Here is a 16,725-nt window from a genome sequence, read left to right as displayed (position 1 = left end):
ACAACGAGGACGCATTATAGGGAGTTTTCTGAGGCTGGCAATAGTTTTTTGAAAAAAAATGTTTGTTTGTTGGTTAATTAAACGAAGTGCCTATTTTTTGTGGCTTTTAAGCCATTTTGGCAAGTCGGCTAAGCTATCTAGAACAAAATCTGCACAAGTTTCGGCCTCTTCTGTAATCGCTTTTCCTGTGCGAACGAGAATTTTATGCCCAACGCCAGCCGCTTTTGCTGCCAACATATCTTCTTTTTTATCTCCCACCATATAAGAAGATGCCATATCGATGTTTAATTGTGCTTTCGCATCCATAAACATACCTGTTGCAGGTTTACGACAGTCACACTCTTTTTTGTATTCTTCTATAATTGCATCTGGATGATGTGGGCAATAATAAATACCGTCTAAATCGACGCCTCGATCAGCTAAAGACCAATCCATCCATTCAGTTAAATGTAAAAACTGATCTTCACTATAATACCCTCGACCAATACCTGACTGATTAGTCACTAGCACTAAAGCATATCCCATGGCTTTTAATTCAGCCATTGCTTCAATCACACCTTCGATAAATTCAAAGTTATCAATTTCAGATACATAACCATGATCGATATTAATCGTTCCATCGCGATCTAAAAAAATCGCAGAAATCCCCTTGCTCACAGCATTACTCCTTTTAGATATTTGCGCTTAGTATCGCATGTTTTTTCTTATATAGAGAAGCATATCCACCTTTCTTTCTTTTATTGACTATTATTACCTATTACGCTTCTGCTCTTTTTTGTTGACTTGGACGTCTAGACGCCTTAACATCTATTTTAACTCGGGCAGAATAGCGTGAATGTCCCATATTCTACTTATATAAAGAACAAGATGATTAAACTGACGAATATAAATAAAGTATTTAAGCAGGGAGCGCGTTCAATACAAGCGCTATCAAATATTAACCTGCATGTGCCACAAGGGCAGATTTTTGGTGTGATTGGATCGTCAGGTGCAGGTAAAAGTACTCTCATACGCTGTGTAAACATGTTAGAAAAGCCGACATCAGGTGAAGTTTGGGTTGATGGTCGTGATCTAACAAAATTATCTGATAAAGAATTAACCAAAGCACGTCGTGGCATTGGCATGATTTTCCAACATTTTAATTTACTGTCCTCAAGAACGGTATTTGATAATGTTGCCTTACCTCTAGAACTTGATAACACGCCGCGTGCAGATATTAATAAACGTGTTAATGAGTTATTAGAATTAGTGGGTTTAGCAGATAAAAAAGAGTATTACCCTGCCAATTTATCAGGGGGACAAAAGCAGCGTGTTGCGATTGCTCGAGCATTAGCTAATTCACCAAACGTTTTATTGTGTGATGAGGCAACTAGTGCTCTTGATCCTGCAACGACACGTTCTATTTTAGAACTGTTAAAAGATATTAATCGTCGTTTAGGGTTAACTATTTTACTTATCACTCATGAAATGGATGTTGTAAAACGTATTTGTGACCAAGTTGCCGTGATCAGTGGTGGTCAATTAGTTGAAAGTGATGCGGTAAGTGAGGTTTTCTCTCACCCTAAAACACCCGTTTCTCAAGCATTTATTCAATCAACATTACAATTGGATATTCCTGACGATTATAAAGAACGTATGAAGCCAGAGTGGGAAGAAGGCTTATTCCCGCTGTTAAAGCTTGAATTTAATGGGTTATCTGTTGATGCGCCATTAATGTCTATTGTTGCTCGTCGTTTTGATGCTGATATTAATATTTTAAGTTCTCAAATGGACTATGCCGGTGGAGTAAAGTTTGGCGTGATGCTAGCAGAATTACACGGTAAAAATGGTAACACAGAAAAGTCTATCGCGTTTTTAGAAGAGCATCATGTGAAAGTAGAGGTTCTCGGTTATGTCTGAAGGAATGATTTATTTATTAATTAGTGGGATCTGGGAAACCTTAGTCATGACATTTGTCTCAGGCTTTTTTGGTTTTGTCATTGGATTACCATTAGGTGTCTTACTTTATGTGACTCGTCCAGAGCAAATTATGGCGAACTCACCCGCTTATAAAGTAATTTCTGCTTTAGTTAATATTTTTAGGGCCATCCCTTTTATTATCTTATTAGTTTGGATGATCCCTTTTACACGTATGGTAGTAGGAACATCCATTGGTTTACAGGCGGCTATCGTTCCGTTAACTGTAGGAGCTGCACCTTTTATTGCACGTATGGTAGAAAATACCTTATTAGAAATACCTCATGGTTTAATTGAAGCTTCTCGTGCCATGGGGGCAACACCAATGCAGATAATCAAGAAAGTTTTATTACCAGAATCTTTACCAGGTTTAATTAATGCTGCAACCATTACACTCATTACATTAGTCGGTTATTCCGCAATGGGGGGCGCTGTGGGTGCCGGTGGTTTAGGTCAAATTGGTTATCAGTATGGTTATGTGGGCTATAATGCCACAGTAATGAATACCGTCATTGTACTACTTGTTATTCTTGTTTTTATCATTCAGTTTATTGGCGATCGTTTAGTTAAACTGACAACACATAAATAAATGAATTAAAGGTTTCTATTCATCTACTATCTAATCAATAAATGTAGTTTGTATGAAACCTTTTATTTAACCAGTTCAAAGAAAGGGTAAATCTATGTCATTGAAATTTAAATCACTTGCTGTAGTCAGTGCGTTAGTCGGTGCTTTAGCTTTAGCAGGTTGTGGCGAAAAAGAAAAAGATCCCAATCATATCCGTGTGGGGGTTATTTCTGGTTCTGAACAACAAGTTGCTGAAGTTGCTAAACAAGTCGCTAAAGATAAATATGGACTTAATGTTGAACTCGTCACTTTCAATGACTTTGTCATGCCTAATGAATCATTAAGCCGTGGTGATATTGATATTAATGCCTTTCAACATAAGCCTTATTTAGATCAACAAATCAAAGATCGTAATTACAAAATTACGGCTGTAGGTAATACCTTTATTTACCCTATTGCTGGTTATTCTAAAAAAATAACGGATTTAGCAGATTTACCCGATGGTGCACAAGTGGCTATCCCTAATGATCCAACTAACTTAGGTCGTTCACTGCTACTTTTAGAAAAAGTAGGATTAGTGAAATTAAAGGAAGGGGTTGGTTTATTACCGACTAAACTGGATATCATTGAAAATCCGAAAAACATACAATTAGTTGAGTTAGAAGCACCACAATTACCGCGCTCTTTAGATGATCAAAAAATCTACTTAGCGGTTATTAATACAACCTATGCGAGTCAAGTTAACTTAACTCCAGCAAAAGATGGTATTTTTGTTGAAGATAAAGATTCACCTTATGTCAATATTATTGTTGCCCGTGAGGACAATAAAGATGATGAAAATGTGAAGAAATTTATTCAATCTTATCAAACAGATGAAGTTGATAGCGCTGCGAATAAGATTTTTAACGGTGGTGCAGTAAAAGGTTGGTAATCATCTCACAACTCAACTTAATAATAAAAAAGGCGGACATTTGTTCGCCTTTCTCTTTTTTACTGGGCTAATTTGCATTAAATTAGGGCGGTTTAATTTTTGTATAGACAATAATAAAGAGGATATACCCATGCACATGCGCTTGCTACTTATTGGCATTATAGCGCTGTTTATGACCGGCTGTTCAATGCAGAAATCATCTGATGTTGATCAGTCTAAGTTTACGGATATGCGTTTAAATAAACCTGGCCAACCACAAAAGCCCAAACAGCAAACTTTATCTCCTGTTCGCATTGTTGAAAAAACAGAAGATCTTTTAGGTGCGCCTTTTAAAGATTTAGGTGTTGTTGCCGGTGAATCTTGCCGACAAACACTACAAGATCCACCCGCAAGCTTACCTGCTGCGAAAAAAAGAATGGCTATCAAAGCGGCTTATAAAAATGCGAATGCAGTTTTATTACATGAATGCCAAATAGTCACAGGAATGGGTTGCTATCAATCGGCAATCTGTGAAGGTTCAGCACTATTAATTACTCAATGAATAGCTACCAAATAACATCTATAGGGCATATTATCAGCCCTTATAAAGAGAAATTTGCCGTTCCTCGCCAACCTGGATTAGTCCAGGATGGCGTAGGCCAGCTAATACTACACACACCTTATAATCATCCTGATGCAGTAAGGGGCTTAGAACAATTTAGCCATCTTTGGTTATTATTTATTTTTCATCAAACAGCGCAACAAGGTTGGCATCCATTAGTGCGCCCACCAAGATTAGGGGGGAATAGCAAACTCGGGGTTTTCGCCACTCGCTCAACTTTTCGCCCTAATGCTATCGGCATGTCATTAGTCGAGCTAAAAGATATCATTATTGAAAAGCAATCGGTGATCTTGCAACTAGGCAGTCTAGATCTTATTGATGGAACCCCCATTATTGATATCAAGCCGTACCTTCCCTATGCTGAATCTATTGCTGGTGCAACAGCAGGCTTTGCCCAATATGCTCCTCATGAAGAGATGGAGATTCTTTTTTCTGAAGATGCCACACAGCAGTTACAATATTACTCTCATCAATATCCTCATCTTATGCGATTTATCACTCAAGTATTGCAACAAGATCCGCGTCCTGCTTATAAAAAAAGCGAACAAAGTGATAGAGTATATGCCGTGCATTTACTGGATTTTAATATTCGTTGGCAAGTCAATGGGCAGCAAACACTTGTTCTTAGTATAGAACCGCGCTAACTTGCACTTACTAACATTGAAACTTCTTGTCTTTAAGCAAATCAGATTGAAAAAAATGCTTTGCCTCTTTTGGCAAACCTAAGTCACTGGTAGACTAAAGACTTTCTCTATTTATATTGATGTAGACTGGCCTGACAGTCAGCCTAAGTATTTTTGTTCTAATGGAACCTAATAATGCGTACTAGCCACTATTTGCTCTCTACTTTGAAAGAGACGCCTGCTGATGCCGAAATTGTCAGCCATCAACTCATGCTTCGCGCAGGTATGATCCGTAAACTCGCATCTGGTCTTTATGATTGGATGCCGACCGGTGTTCGTGTCCTGAGAAAAATTGAGAAAATTGTTCGTGAAGAGATGGACAACGCAGGCTCACTTGAAATTTCAATGCCGGTTGTTCAGCCTGCTGATCTATGGCAAGAAAGTGGCCGTTGGGAACAATATGGCCCAGAATTGTTGCGTTTTACAGATCGCGGTGAGCGTCCTTTTGTTTTAGGTCCAACCCATGAAGAAGTGGTGACCGATATTGTTCGTAATGAAATCACCTCTTACAAACAACTACCACTCAACCTTTACCAAATTCAAACTAAATTCCGTGATGAAGTACGCCCGCGCTTTGGTGTTATGCGTTCACGTGAGTTTATCATGAAAGATGCCTATTCATTCCATATCTCTCAAGAGTCTCTACAAGAGACTTACGACAGAATGTATCAAGCCTATAGCAATATCTTTACTCGTATTGGTTTAGACTTCCGTCCAGTATTGGCTGATACAGGCTCTATTGGTGGTAGTGCCTCTCATGAATTCCAAGTATTAGCAGATAGCGGAGAAGATGATATCGTATTCTCAACAGCATCTGACTATGCTGCTAATATTGAATTAGCAGAAGCGGTTATGCCAGCAACACCTCGCTCACCAGCAACAGAAGAGTTACGTTTAGTAGATACACCAAACGCAAAAACTATTGCTGAATTAGTTGAACAATTTAATCTGCCTATTGAAAAAACAGTTAAAACACTTATTGTTCATGCAACTGAAGAAAGTGGTCATAAATTAGTGGCTTTATTAGTCCGTGGTGATCATGAGCTCAATGAAATAAAAGCAGAAAAATGTAGCATTGTCGCTTCACCTTTAGTTTTCGCGACTGAAGAAGAGATCCGCCAAGCTGTTAATGCAGGTCCAGGCTCTCTTGGTCCAATTAACTTGCCATTACCAATCATTATCGATCGCGCTGTATCTGTTATGAGCGATTTTGGTGCTGGTGCAAATATTGATGGTAAACACTACTTTGGTATTAACTGGGAGCGTGATTTACCTCTTGCTGAAATGGCGGATATCCGTAATGTTGTCGAAGGTGATCCAAGCCCAGATGGTAAAGGTACTTTACTTATCAAACGTGGTATTGAAGTCGGTCATATCTTCCAACTAGGTAAGAAATATTCTGAAGCATTAAAAGCGACGGTACAAAACGAAGAAGGCCATAACCAAGTTGTGACTATGGGTTGTTATGGTATTGGTATTACTCGTATCGTTGCAGCGGCAATCGAACAAAATCACGATGCTCGTGGTATTATCTGGCCTGATGCTATCGCACCTTTCCAAGTTGCCATTTTACCAATGAACATGCATCGTTCTTATCGTGTAAAAGAAGTAGCAGAGAAACTCTATGCTGACTTACGTGCACAGGGTATTGATGTATTATTTGATGATCGCAAAGAGCGCCCAGGTGTGATGTTTGCAGATATGGAACTGATTGGTGTACCACACACCATCGTGATTGGTGATCGTAATCTGGATAACGAACAAGTTGAGTATAAAGCACGCCGTAGTGATGATAAATCGCTGGTCAATGTGAATGATGTTGTTGCCTTTATTAAAGAGCAACTGGTTTAATCCATTTAATATTGTTTAGCCCTTATGGGCTAAACTGACCAAACTTAACGACTGCTGTTACCACTTTTGTTAACGTAAAAAAAACCGCTTTATTTAAAGCGGTTTTTTTATAATGAATTAACTTCTGCTATTACGACGGCTATTGCAAGAGCCATGACGATCAAAGCGTGGTTTATTATCGGTAACCACTAATGCACGATCATACTGTCCATCTTCCATTGAAGGACGAATACTATAGTAACCTCTGACCTCTAGATAGACAGGTGTTCCGCCATCAACGCCTGTAGCAAAATAGCCTTTTTCTAATACTAATCCATCAGCGGCATAGACACGTCCAGATTGGCAATCTTTAAAGGTTCCAGCGTCAGCAAAATAGGTAAATTCCCCCGCTAACTGCTTAGGTTGAACCTTTGCTAAGGTATAATTAAGACCCGAATTAATTACATTACCATCGATATCCAACATAACTAATTTATCTTCACGAGGTAAATAGTAACTCTTCTCGCCATAACTATTAGTCAAGGTCAGTTTATCTTTACTTAATGACCAAGTACCTGACTCAAAAAAACTTCGATTGTCATCAGAAGTGCCTTGGTAACTTTGCTCCATTACATAAGAGCCATCTTGATTGACAAGAATAGTCGTGTCGATACCAGAACAATCGGCACAAGGTAGAATACTGTTATATGTTTGATCAACAATTTTACCATCGAGTGACAGGCCAATATTATTCTGGCAGCCTGACATAATAAATAACCCTGCAGCAATGGCTGCAAATAAAAGTTTTTTCCCCATCATCAACTCCCTAAGTTCTGGGTACTTTCTAATTTCTCGTTTTCAATGCTAGTTTAGCATTTTTTTAAGCAAAAAGGGTGAATAAAACCCCCTTTAAGATAATTACACTACGTTTTAGTATAAATTCTTAAATCTTGTCGCAGAATGCACTATTTCAGAAAATTATCACAATAACTATTGTGATCACTTCGAATAACAGCATAATGATTTTATTCTGAATTATTCACTGGCGGCAATACCGCCACGAACGAGTGGTGAGGGAATATGTCAACAAATACAGAATATCAACCAATTAATTGTGATGATTATGAATATTTGGAGTTAGCTTGCCAACGAGGCTTAACACTCCATATTGAATTACATAATGGTGAGCAAATTGATGGTGTCGCAGATGATCTCTTTTTAAGTAAAAAAGTTGAATATCTGAAAGTAAAAACATCTGAGGGTGCAAAAGATTTACGACTGGATATTATTGCCAGTTTTTCTCATCCCGAACTTGGCACTATCATAATCAAATCTGAATAACTATTTACATAAACAACCGCCGTAATTGGCGGTTGTTTACGACGCTTGCCACTCAATTGTTATACTTTGTTCTGTTGTTGCATTTCCCTCTAAAGTCACAAAAGTATTAACCGCTGCAATTAATGTATCGTTATAATAAATCAATGGGATACGAGTTCTTTGCCATGGGGCAATATTAAGCTCTTGCCAAATTTTCTTGCTTGATCTGGCCAAATCTCGCCCAACAATACGTAAAGATGAAGCCGTTAAGCCAAAACGAACCGTCACTTTTTCATCTGCTAACGGTGCTCTGCAGATTGTTTTACCGCTATCACGACTCACCGCTAATATCCCTAACTGATTAGGCAAAATTAAAGGTTGTGATAATGACCATTCGATAACCCTATCCGTTAGTTCTTCCATAACTGGCACAAGATAGAGGCGTTGTTGATAACGCCTAACTTCATCTTGGAAAAAACGTAACCGTGGCTCTGCATCTGCTTTAGCTAAAGCAACTTCTTGCCATAGCCGCGACAATTGAGATCTTGATGGCATGCTTTTATTACATTTAGCAAACCAACGACGCAATAATGCATTACGTTTTATTTCGCTACAGCGAGACAATAAATTGATATCTAAACTCTGATGCTCATCAATCAATTGCTGCAATTCTACATCGAGTAACTCATCTAAGAGCGCTTCTTGTTCACCACACAGTGCGGCACTACGAGTGACAGCTTGAGAAAAATGTGGCCAGCGCTGAGTCAATAGAGGCATAACATGTAAACGTAAGAAATTGCGATCATAGCGATCATCTTGATTACTATCATCCTCAATCCATAATAAACCGTGCTCATGTGCATAAGCTTCGATTTGCTCACGTGTGATATTAAGTAATGGTCGTAATAAATACCCTTGTTCAAAAGGCATTTTTGCAGGCATTGAAGACAACCCAGCCGGTCCACTACCGCGTTTAAGCGCTAATAGGAAAGTTTCCGCTTGATCATCTTGATGTTGTGCCGTCACTAAAACTTGATTAGGCTGTAAATATTGGCGATAAGCTTGATAGCGCGCTTCTCTGGCACCCTGCTCAATTCCCCCTTCTTTCCCATTGACTTGTACTCTTTCACTGATAAAACTGACCTGCCAGTTATGACAAAAATGTTCGCAATGCGTGAGCCAATCATCGGCTTTTGAATTCAATCCATGATGAACATAAATTGCCGTTAATTCTAAAGGAAGTTGATATTTATCACGTAAGCAAACCAACCCATGCAATAAAACGGTTGAATCAACTCCACCACTAAAACCCACTAAAATATGAGCATGAGAGCCAATTTGTCGTTTAATTTCGTTAATAAGAGGACAATTTTTCAGTTCCATAGCATTATCAGTTATCGAGGAATTCAATGGGTTATGTTAAGCCTTTCCATTGCATTTTGCACGAACACAACCTTTCGCCGCAACATAATAAAAAAGAAAGCAGAATATAGCTTTTCACTTAAGCTGATAACGATACTAAGAAAATTCTGTCCTCATCGCTGTCATGGGTTTAAATTATGCCGTAAAACCACCATCAACGAGATAAGAAGCCCCTGTGACAAACGAGGCGGCATCACTTGCTAAAAAGGCAACAACATTAGCCACCTCTTCAGGTGTACCTAACCGACCAATAGGGTGTAAAGCGACGAGTTTTTGTTTGTCTAATTCACGCCCCTCTAATAAAGGAGTATCAATATAGCCTGGACAAACAGCATTAACACGAATACCTTGACTGGCATAATCAAGCGCTAACGTTTGTGTGAGTAATTTAATGCCCCCTTTAGAGGAGCAATAAGCAGGAAATGCATGCTGGCCGACAAAAGAGCAGATTGAACTACAGTTAACAATAGCGCCTGTGGTTTTAGTTTCTAACCAATGTTGAATAACCGCGCGGTTAATAAGAAATAGTCCATTAAGATTAACATCAAGCACTTTTTTCCATTGATCGTAATGTAATTTATCGGCAACGGTATCGGTTAAAACCCCCGCATTAGCAAATAAAAAATCCACTTTGCCATAATGTTTTACTACATGCTTAACCAGTTGTTGATTATCTTGCTCATTGGCGGCATCCATTTGTACAAATTCTGCGGAAAACCCTTTATCTTGCAAATACTTTTGTGCTTTTTCCCCACGACCTAAATGACTTCCTGTAATAACAACCGATGCCCCTAGTGATAAAAATTTTTCAGCGCTAGCTAAACCGATACCACTATTACCTCCGGTGATAATGCCTACTTTGTTGCTAAATGAAATCATAACTTTTCCTTCTTTGATTAACGATAAGCCTTATCAAATCATAGGTAGGGTTACGTATTTTTTAAGCAAAGATAAACATAAATCTTATATTTGAGATCGAGTTAACATATTGATATATAATTAAAAATGAAAGTATCACAATCTATTACTATTAATAATAGAAATAGTTTTATAAAAGAAAAATTAGCTGGAGTGATAGTGGCGTGATAATAGCCTGATCCTATTCGCCATAAAAAAACCCCATGCTATAGCATGGGGAGTGATCTTTTTAATAGCTAGCTAAGTACCCGCTCAATCAGCAATAGCCATATTCCATTAAGCGTTGATAACGGCGGTTAGTGAGCTCTTCTGTATCAAACTCATCTAACTGCGCTAAATCAGCTTTTAGCTGCGCTTTTAGTGATGCTGCCATTTCATCATAATGACGATGAGCACCACCTAAAGGTTCAGGGATCACCGTATCAATCAATTTTAATTCTTTTAAACGATTTGCCGTGATCCCCATAGCTTCAGCAGCTAATGGTGCTTTATCAGCACTCTTCCATAGAATAGAAGCACAACCTTCTGGCGAAATAACGGAATAGGTGCTGTACTGCAACATATTTACTTTATCACCCACACCAATCGCCAAAGCACCACCAGAGCCACCTTCGCCAATAACGGTACAAATAATTGGCACACCAAAGCGAGACATTTCTCTTAAATTACGAGCAATCGCTTCTGATTGTCCACGCTCTTCAGCGCCCACCCCCGGATAAGCTCCCGGAGTATCAATAAAAGTGATAATAGGTAATTTAAAACGTTGTGCCATTTCCATTAAACGCAGCGCTTTGCGATAACCTTCAGGAGCCGGCATACCAAAATTACGACGAATTTTTTCTTTCGTTTCACGTCCTTTTTGATGACCAATGATCATCACCGGACGACCGTCTAAACGAGCAATACCACCGACAATCGCTTTATCATCAGCATAAGCGCGATCACCCGCTAACTCCTGAAAATCAGTAAAAACACGATTAATATAATCAAGGGTATAAGGTCTTAATGGATGACGAGCAAGTTGTGCCACTTGCCATGCACCAAGATCAGAGAAAATTTTTCGAGTAAGTTCTAAACTTTTTTCTCTTAAGCGTGCAACTTCTTCATCAATATTAATATCAATTTTTTCATCATGTTGGCTAACTGCGGTTAGCGAATCGATTTTCGCTTCTAACTCGGCAATTGGCTGTTCAAAATCCAGAAAATTAAGACTCATAACATTCCTATTCTAGTCAAATTCTAATTCCACCTGCTCATTACCCAGCAGAGTTCGCAGATCGGTCAAAAGCATATCAGTCGGCGTTACTCGCCATGTTGCACCAAAACGCAAACGTGCACAGGCATCATTCTTTTGAAAATAAAGATGAACCGGGATCGTGCCTGAACGATGAGGTTCTAAAACGCCGCGAAGACGATTTAATAATTGCTCATTAATTTGCCTGTCTGATAACGAGATAGCAAGCCCTCGAGCATATTTTTCACGCGCTTCGTTAATATCCATTAATTCGCGGACTGTCATTTTAAGCCCACCGTTGAAATCATCAAAGCTGACCTGCCCGGTAGCAATTAAAATCCGATCTTGTTCCAATAGATGTTGGTATTTATCTAATGCATCGGAAAATAACATAATTTCCAAACGACCAGAACGATCATCTAACGTACATATACCAATTCTATTCCCTCGTTTAGTGGTAAAGACTTTCGAAGCAAGGACTAATCCTGCCACTTTTACCATCTGACCTCGGGGGGTAGGTACTAAATCTTTTAGACGGGTTCCTGCCGCATATCGTTCAATTTCTTTTAGATAACGGGTGATGGGATGTCCCGTTAAATATAAACCGAGGGTTTCTCGCTCACCTTCTAAAACAACTTGATCTGGCCATTTAGGTACATTGGCATAAGAACGTTCCACTTGCTCTGGGGCTTCTGCCAATACACCAAACATATCGGATTGCCCAATGGCTTCCGCTTTTGCGTGTTGATCTGCCGCCTTTAAGGCATCTTCCAGCGAAGACATTAATGCTGCACGGTGAGGCCCTAATTTATCAAATGCGCCTGACATTATCAGTTTTTCCATCACTCGGCGATTCAATTTTTTGGTTTCTGTTCTCGCACAGAGATCAAAAATATCTTTAAAATGACCACCTTGTTGACGCGCTTCGACAATTGCCTCAATAGGGCCTTCTCCAACCCCTTTGATGGCCCCTATGCCATACACTATTTCGCCTTCATCATTAACATGGAAATGATAAAGCCCACTATTAATATCTGGAGGAAGGACTTTTAAACCCATTCGCCAACATTCATCCACCAGACCGACCACTTTTTCGGTATTATCCATATCGGCAGTCATGACTGCCGCCATAAACTCCGCAGGATAGTGAGCTTTTAACCAGAGCGTTTGATAAGAAACTAAGGCATAAGCTGCTGAGTGCGATTTGTTAAATCCATAACCGGCAAATTTCTCTACCAAGTCAAAGATTTTCATGGCTAATTCGCCATCAACACCATTTTTAATCGCCCCCGCTTCAAACACAGAGCGCTGTTTTGCCATTTCCTCAGGTTTTTTCTTACCCATCGCGCGTCGTAACATATCCGCGCCACCCAAGGTATAACCGGCAAGTACCTGTGCTATCTGCATCACTTGCTCTTGATACAAGATAACACCATAAGTTGGCTCTAATACAGGCTGTAAGCTCTCATGTTGCCATTTAACATCAGGGTAGGAAATCTCTTCAACACCGTGTTTTCGGTCGATAAAGTTATCCACCATCCCAGACTGTAAAGGCCCTGGGCGAAACAGTGCAACTAACGCAATCATATCTTCGAAGCAGTCTGGTCGCAGACGCTTTATCAGATCTTTCATACCACGGGATTCTAACTGGAATACCGCGGTGGTTTCAGAGCGTTGCAACATATCGAAGCTACGCTGATCGGTTAATGAAATGGCTGATATATCAACAGGCTCAAGTGATTTTTTAGCCCGTCGAGCATTAATCATTTCTAATGCCCAGTTGATTATCGTCAGCGTTCTTAACCCTAAGAAGTCAAATTTAACAAGACCGGCATATTCAACATCATTCTTATCAAATTGTGTAACCGGGTTATTCCCTTCCGGATCGCAATAAAGTGGCGCAAAGTCGGTAATTTTGGTTGGAGAAATAACGACACCACCGGCATGCTTACCCGCATTACGGGTTACCCCTTCTAATTTACGCGCCATATCAATAAGCGATTTCACTTCTTCATCAGCTTCGTAAATTTCAGGTAACTGAGGCTCTGCGGCAAAAGCTTTTTCTAACGTCATTCCCGGATCAGGGGGAACAAGCTTGGAAATTCTATCAACAAAGCCATAAGGGTGTCCTAAAACACGCCCAACATCTCGAATAACAGCTTTGGCTGCCATAGTACCAAAGGTAATGATTTGCGATACGGCATCACGACCATACATATCCGCAACGTGATCGATAACTCTATCGCGCTTCTCCATACAGAAGTCAACGTCAAAGTCAGGCATTGATACACGTTCTGGATTAAGAAAACGTTCAAACAGTAGATCAAACTCTAGAGGATCGAGATCTGTTATCTTAAGCGAATAAGCCACCAGTGAGCCAGCACCTGAACCACGTCCTGGCCCTACAGGAACACCGTTATCTTTAGACCATTGGATAAATTCCATCACTATCAAAAAGTAACCGGGAAATCCCATCTGGTTAATAACTTTAAGTTCAATCTCAAGGCGCTCATCGTATTCAGGACGTCGCTTTTCTCTCTCTTGCGGATCAGGAAATAAAAAGGCAAGGCGCTCTTCTAAGCCCTCTTTGGACTTTTTAATTAAGAAATCTTCTGTACTCATATCCCCAGTCGGGAATTGAGGAAGAAAGTATTCACCTAAACGAATGGTCACATTACAGCGTTTGGCTATTTCAACACTGTTTTCTAATGCTTCAGGAATATCAGCAAAAAGCTCACACATCTCTTCTTCTGTGCGCATATATTGCTGAGGACTGTAGTGTTTAGGACGTTTAGGATCGGATAATGTGAAACCATCATGAATAGCCACGCGAATTTCATGAGCATCAAAATCATCACTATCCAGAAAACGGACATCATTTGTCGCAACAACAGGAAGCCCTTTTTCTGATGCTAAGGCTACAGCTTCGTGTAAGTAGCTCTCTTCATCCGGACGCCCGGTACGAATAAGCTCTAAATAATAGCTATCAGGAAAGTGCGTTTGATAATATTCAAGACATTGCTCAACTAAAGCTCGATTACCGCGTAGTAGGAATTTACCAACATCTCCCATTCTACCGCCAGAAAGCAACAAGAGACCTTCTTTATATGTTGTTAACCACTCTTGTTTGATAACCGGTCCGGCAGCACCATAACCATGTTTATAAGCTTCAGAAATCAATAGTGTTAGGTTTTGATATCCCACATTATCACGGGCGAGAATGGTTAAATGCGCGTATTCATCACCTAATAGTTCCGTTTCCAGATAGACATCTGCACCAACAATAGGTTTGATACCGGCACCATGAGCCGCACCATAAAATTTCACTAACCCACATAAGTTAGTAAAATCTGTAATTGCAAAAGCAGGCATACCCAGCGAAGCCACTTTCTTCACAAGAGGCCCTGTTTTTGCCAATCCATCGATCATTGAATAATCGCTGTGTACCCTTAGATGGATAAAACGAGGATCTGCCATATCTTATTAATTACTCTGTGGATTAGACTAAATTTAAAGCACGTTTTACAGGCGCAAAACTTTTACGATGATAAGGCGTTGCCCCTAATGAAGCCAGTTTTTCCATATGGAAGGCTGTTGGATAGCCTTTATGTTTGGCAAAGCCGTAATCAGGATAAAGTTTATCTAGCTGTTCCATTTCCCTATCACGGGTAACTTTAGCCAGTATTGACGCTGCGCTAATTTCTTGAACTAAACTATCACCTTTAATCACTGCTTGAGATGCCATTGGCAAGTTAGGGCAACGGTTTCCGTCGACTAAGACCATATCAGGCGTTATGGATAATCCCGCGACAGCACGCTCCATGGCTTTCATCGTTGCCCAAAGAATATTCAGTTTATCTATCTCTTCAGGCTCAGCACGTCCAATAGCCCAACATAATGCTTTTTCTTTTATTTCATCATAAAGCGCATTGCGTTTTTTCTCGGTCAATTTTTTCGAGTCCATTAATCCCTGAATAGGATTAGCTGGATCAAGGATCACCGCAGCAGTAACTACCGCACCCACCAATGGTCCGCGACCGACTTCATCGACGCCAGCAATTAGGTTTGCTTTAGGATAGACAAATTCCATTATTGACCTGCTAATTCTAAAACTGCATTCGCTGCTTGCTCATCAGCACGACAACGGATAGCTGAGTGTAATTGTAAAAATATCTCTTTTAAGTGTTGTACTTTTTCCGCATCCGTTAATAGGGGGAGTAATTGTTCTGCCAGTGCTTCTGGTGTGCACTCTTCTTGCAGCAACTCTTTAATTATTTCCCGTCCTGCTAATAAATTGGGTAAAGAGACATAGGGCGTTTTAACTAATTTTTTTGCTAACCAAAAGGTAAATGGTTTCATACGATAACCCACTACCATCGGGCATTTCGTTAACATGCATTCTAAGGCGGCTGTACCAGATGCTAATAAAGTCGCATCACTGGCGGTCATCGCCTCTCTTGCTTGTCCATCTAAGAGTTGGATTTCAAGTTTTGGGGCAACACTTTGATGTATTTGTTCAAATTGTGCCCGTCGCTTCGCATTTACCAAAGGGACAACAATATGTAATGCGGGGATCTGTTGCTTTAATCGCTGCGCTGTTTTTATAAAGTCCGCACTAAGCATTTCCACTTCAGAATGCCGACTTCCTGGTAGCAGAGCTAAACAGATTGCCTCTTGATCAATACCTAGGTGTTCACGAGCCGCTTTTTTATCAGGGTGTAAAGCAATTGCATCAGCCATTGTATGACCGATAAAGCGACAAGGAACCTGATATTTATCGTAAAACGCTTTTTCAAAAGGAAGGAAAGCTAAAACCAAATCCGTTGCTTTACCAATTTTAAAAACCCGTTTTTGACGCCAAGCCCATACTGATGGACTGACATAATGGATAGTTTTCAACCCTTTTTGTTTTAAGCGACCTTCAAGGGTGATATTAAAATCAGGAGCATCAATACCAACAAAAACATCTGGCTTAAGTTGTGTAAAGCGTTGAGTGAGATCTTTTCTGATCTTCAATAATCGTGGCAAACGTTCAAGTACTTCCACGATCCCCATCACCGCAAGCTCTTCCATTTCATACCAAGCTTCACAACCTTCTGCTTGCATCAAAGGACCTGCGACACCAACAAAACGAATATTGGGATGCATTTGTTTAAGAGCGCGGATTAATCCCGCGCCCAAGATATCACCGGACGTTTCACCAGCCACAAGGCCGATAACTAACGGACGCTGTTTTATAGATGATTGGCCTGACAAGGTCAT

General features: G+C 40.0%; 15 protein-coding genes. 7 read left to right on the top strand and 8 right to left on the bottom strand.

Annotated features, from left to right (window positions below):
- Positions 1 to 90: 90 nt before the first annotated feature.
- Complete coding sequence (gene gmhB, locus AACV01_RS07540; protein WP_004245445.1) at positions 91 to 657, bottom strand: D-glycero-beta-D-manno-heptose 1,7-bisphosphate 7-phosphatase; 567 nt, start codon at positions 655 to 657, stop codon at positions 91 to 93.
- A gap of 210 nt (positions 658 to 867) precedes the next feature.
- On the opposite strand from gmhB, the gene metN reads away from it, so the two are divergent.
- The 6 genes from metN (at position 868) to proS (ending at position 6,590) form a co-directional block, all read left to right on the top strand.
- Positions 868 to 1,899 (top strand): methionine ABC transporter ATP-binding protein MetN, encoded by a 1,032-nt coding sequence (gene metN / locus AACV01_RS07535; protein ID WP_004245446.1) that lies wholly within the window; start codon positions 868 to 870, stop codon positions 1,897 to 1,899.
- Positions 1,892 to 2,545 (top strand): methionine ABC transporter permease MetI, encoded by a 654-nt coding sequence (locus tag AACV01_RS07530; protein WP_004245447.1) that lies wholly within the window; start codon positions 1,892 to 1,894, stop codon positions 2,543 to 2,545. Before metN ends, AACV01_RS07530 begins: the two co-directional genes overlap by 8 nt.
- 94 nt (positions 2,546 to 2,639) lie before the next feature.
- Positions 2,640 to 3,455 (top strand): MetQ/NlpA family lipoprotein, encoded by an 816-nt coding sequence (locus tag AACV01_RS07525; RefSeq protein ID WP_004248707.1) that lies wholly within the window; start codon positions 2,640 to 2,642, stop codon positions 3,453 to 3,455.
- 130 nt (positions 3,456 to 3,585) lie between these two features.
- Complete coding sequence (gene rcsF / locus AACV01_RS07520) at positions 3,586 to 3,996, top strand: Rcs stress response system protein RcsF (RefSeq protein WP_004248708.1); 411 nt, start codon at positions 3,586 to 3,588, stop codon at positions 3,994 to 3,996.
- A complete protein-coding gene (gene tsaA / locus AACV01_RS07515; RefSeq protein ID WP_017628595.1) occupies positions 3,993 to 4,700 on the top strand; it encodes a tRNA (N6-threonylcarbamoyladenosine(37)-N6)-methyltransferase TrmO in 708 nt (235 codons plus the stop codon). Before rcsF ends, tsaA begins: the two co-directional genes overlap by 4 nt.
- Positions 4,701 to 4,874: 174 nt before the next feature.
- A complete protein-coding gene (gene proS, locus AACV01_RS07510; protein WP_004245451.1) occupies positions 4,875 to 6,590 on the top strand; it encodes a proline--tRNA ligase in 1,716 nt (571 codons plus the stop codon).
- A 117-nt stretch (positions 6,591 to 6,707) separates the two neighbouring features.
- On the opposite strand, the gene nlpE is transcribed toward proS, so the two are convergent.
- Positions 6,708 to 7,388: an envelope stress response activation lipoprotein NlpE gene (gene nlpE, locus AACV01_RS07505; RefSeq protein ID WP_004245452.1), complete on the bottom strand. Its 681-nt coding sequence runs from the start codon at positions 7,386 to 7,388 to the stop codon at positions 6,708 to 6,710.
- Between the two features lie 261 nt (positions 7,389 to 7,649).
- Between nlpE and rof the strand changes: the two genes are divergently transcribed.
- Positions 7,650 to 7,910, top strand: a complete 261-nt coding sequence (gene rof, locus AACV01_RS07500; protein ID WP_004245453.1) for a Rho-binding antiterminator — start codon at positions 7,650 to 7,652, stop codon at positions 7,908 to 7,910.
- A gap of 36 nt (positions 7,911 to 7,946) precedes the next feature.
- Here the strand turns inward: rof and tilS are convergent, their stop codons facing one another.
- From tilS to lpxB, 6 genes are all read right to left on the bottom strand, one after another.
- Positions 7,947 to 9,272 (bottom strand): tRNA lysidine(34) synthetase TilS, encoded by a 1,326-nt coding sequence (gene tilS, locus AACV01_RS07495; protein WP_060554851.1) that lies wholly within the window; start codon positions 9,270 to 9,272, stop codon positions 7,947 to 7,949.
- 174 nt (positions 9,273 to 9,446) lie between these two features.
- Positions 9,447 to 10,190, bottom strand: coding sequence for an SDR family NAD(P)-dependent oxidoreductase (locus AACV01_RS07490; protein WP_020946165.1), 744 nt, complete (start codon positions 10,188 to 10,190; stop codon positions 9,447 to 9,449).
- 295 nt (positions 10,191 to 10,485) lie between these two features.
- A complete protein-coding gene (gene accA, locus AACV01_RS07485; protein WP_004245456.1) occupies positions 10,486 to 11,445 on the bottom strand; it encodes an acetyl-CoA carboxylase carboxyl transferase subunit alpha in 960 nt (319 codons plus the stop codon).
- A gap of 12 nt (positions 11,446 to 11,457) precedes the next feature.
- Positions 11,458 to 14,940: a DNA polymerase III subunit alpha gene (dnaE, locus tag AACV01_RS07480; protein ID WP_161682654.1), complete on the bottom strand. Its 3,483-nt coding sequence runs from the start codon at positions 14,938 to 14,940 to the stop codon at positions 11,458 to 11,460.
- A 22-nt stretch (positions 14,941 to 14,962) separates the two neighbouring features.
- Positions 14,963 to 15,553: a ribonuclease HII gene (gene rnhB, locus AACV01_RS07475; RefSeq protein WP_004245458.1), complete on the bottom strand. Its 591-nt coding sequence runs from the start codon at positions 15,551 to 15,553 to the stop codon at positions 14,963 to 14,965.
- On the bottom strand, positions 15,553 to 16,725 hold the full coding sequence (gene lpxB / locus AACV01_RS07470; RefSeq protein ID WP_020946167.1) for a lipid-A-disaccharide synthase: 1,173 nt from the start codon (positions 16,723 to 16,725) through the stop codon (positions 15,553 to 15,555). The genes rnhB and lpxB overlap by 1 nt, the downstream gene beginning before the upstream one ends.

The sequence above is a fragment of the Proteus sp. G2609 genome (assembly GCF_963896135.1).
Lineage (GTDB): Bacteria > Pseudomonadota > Gammaproteobacteria > Enterobacterales > Enterobacteriaceae > Proteus > Proteus mirabilis.
The sequence above is the reverse complement of the archived record's forward strand: the minus strand, read 5'-3'. Positions and strand labels throughout refer to the sequence as shown.

Bases quoted from the DNA above. Each gene is read 5' to 3' on its own strand.
- rcsF (WP_004248708.1), top strand. From the start codon at position 3,586: ATGCACATGCGCTTGCTACTTATTGGCATTATAGCGCTGTTTATGACC.
- rof (WP_004245453.1), top strand. From the start codon at position 7,650: ATGTCAACAAATACAGAATATCAACCAATTAATTGTGATGATTATGAA.
- tilS (WP_060554851.1), bottom strand. From the start codon at position 9,272: ATGGAACTGAAAAATTGTCCTCTTATTAACGAAATTAAACGACAAATT.
- AACV01_RS07525 (WP_004248707.1), top strand. From the start codon at position 2,640: ATGTCATTGAAATTTAAATCACTTGCTGTAGTCAGTGCGTTAGTCGGT.
- proS (WP_004245451.1), top strand. From the start codon at position 4,875: ATGCGTACTAGCCACTATTTGCTCTCTACTTTGAAAGAGACGCCTGCT.
- dnaE (WP_161682654.1), bottom strand. From the start codon at position 14,940: ATGGCAGATCCTCGTTTTATCCATCTAAGGGTACACAGCGATTATTCA.
- lpxB (WP_020946167.1), bottom strand. From the start codon at position 16,725: ATGACCTTGTCAGGCCAATCATCTATAAAACAGCGTCCGTTAGTTATC.
- rnhB (WP_004245458.1), bottom strand. From the start codon at position 15,553: ATGGAATTTGTCTATCCTAAAGCAAACCTAATTGCTGGCGTCGATGAA.
- tsaA (WP_017628595.1), top strand. From the start codon at position 3,993: ATGAATAGCTACCAAATAACATCTATAGGGCATATTATCAGCCCTTAT.
- accA (WP_004245456.1), bottom strand. From the start codon at position 11,445: ATGAGTCTTAATTTTCTGGATTTTGAACAGCCAATTGCCGAGTTAGAA.
- nlpE (WP_004245452.1), bottom strand. From the start codon at position 7,388: ATGATGGGGAAAAAACTTTTATTTGCAGCCATTGCTGCAGGGTTATTT.
- AACV01_RS07490 (WP_020946165.1), bottom strand. From the start codon at position 10,190: ATGATTTCATTTAGCAACAAAGTAGGCATTATCACCGGAGGTAATAGT.
- AACV01_RS07530 (WP_004245447.1), top strand. From the start codon at position 1,892: ATGTCTGAAGGAATGATTTATTTATTAATTAGTGGGATCTGGGAAACC.
- metN (WP_004245446.1), top strand. From the start codon at position 868: ATGATTAAACTGACGAATATAAATAAAGTATTTAAGCAGGGAGCGCGT.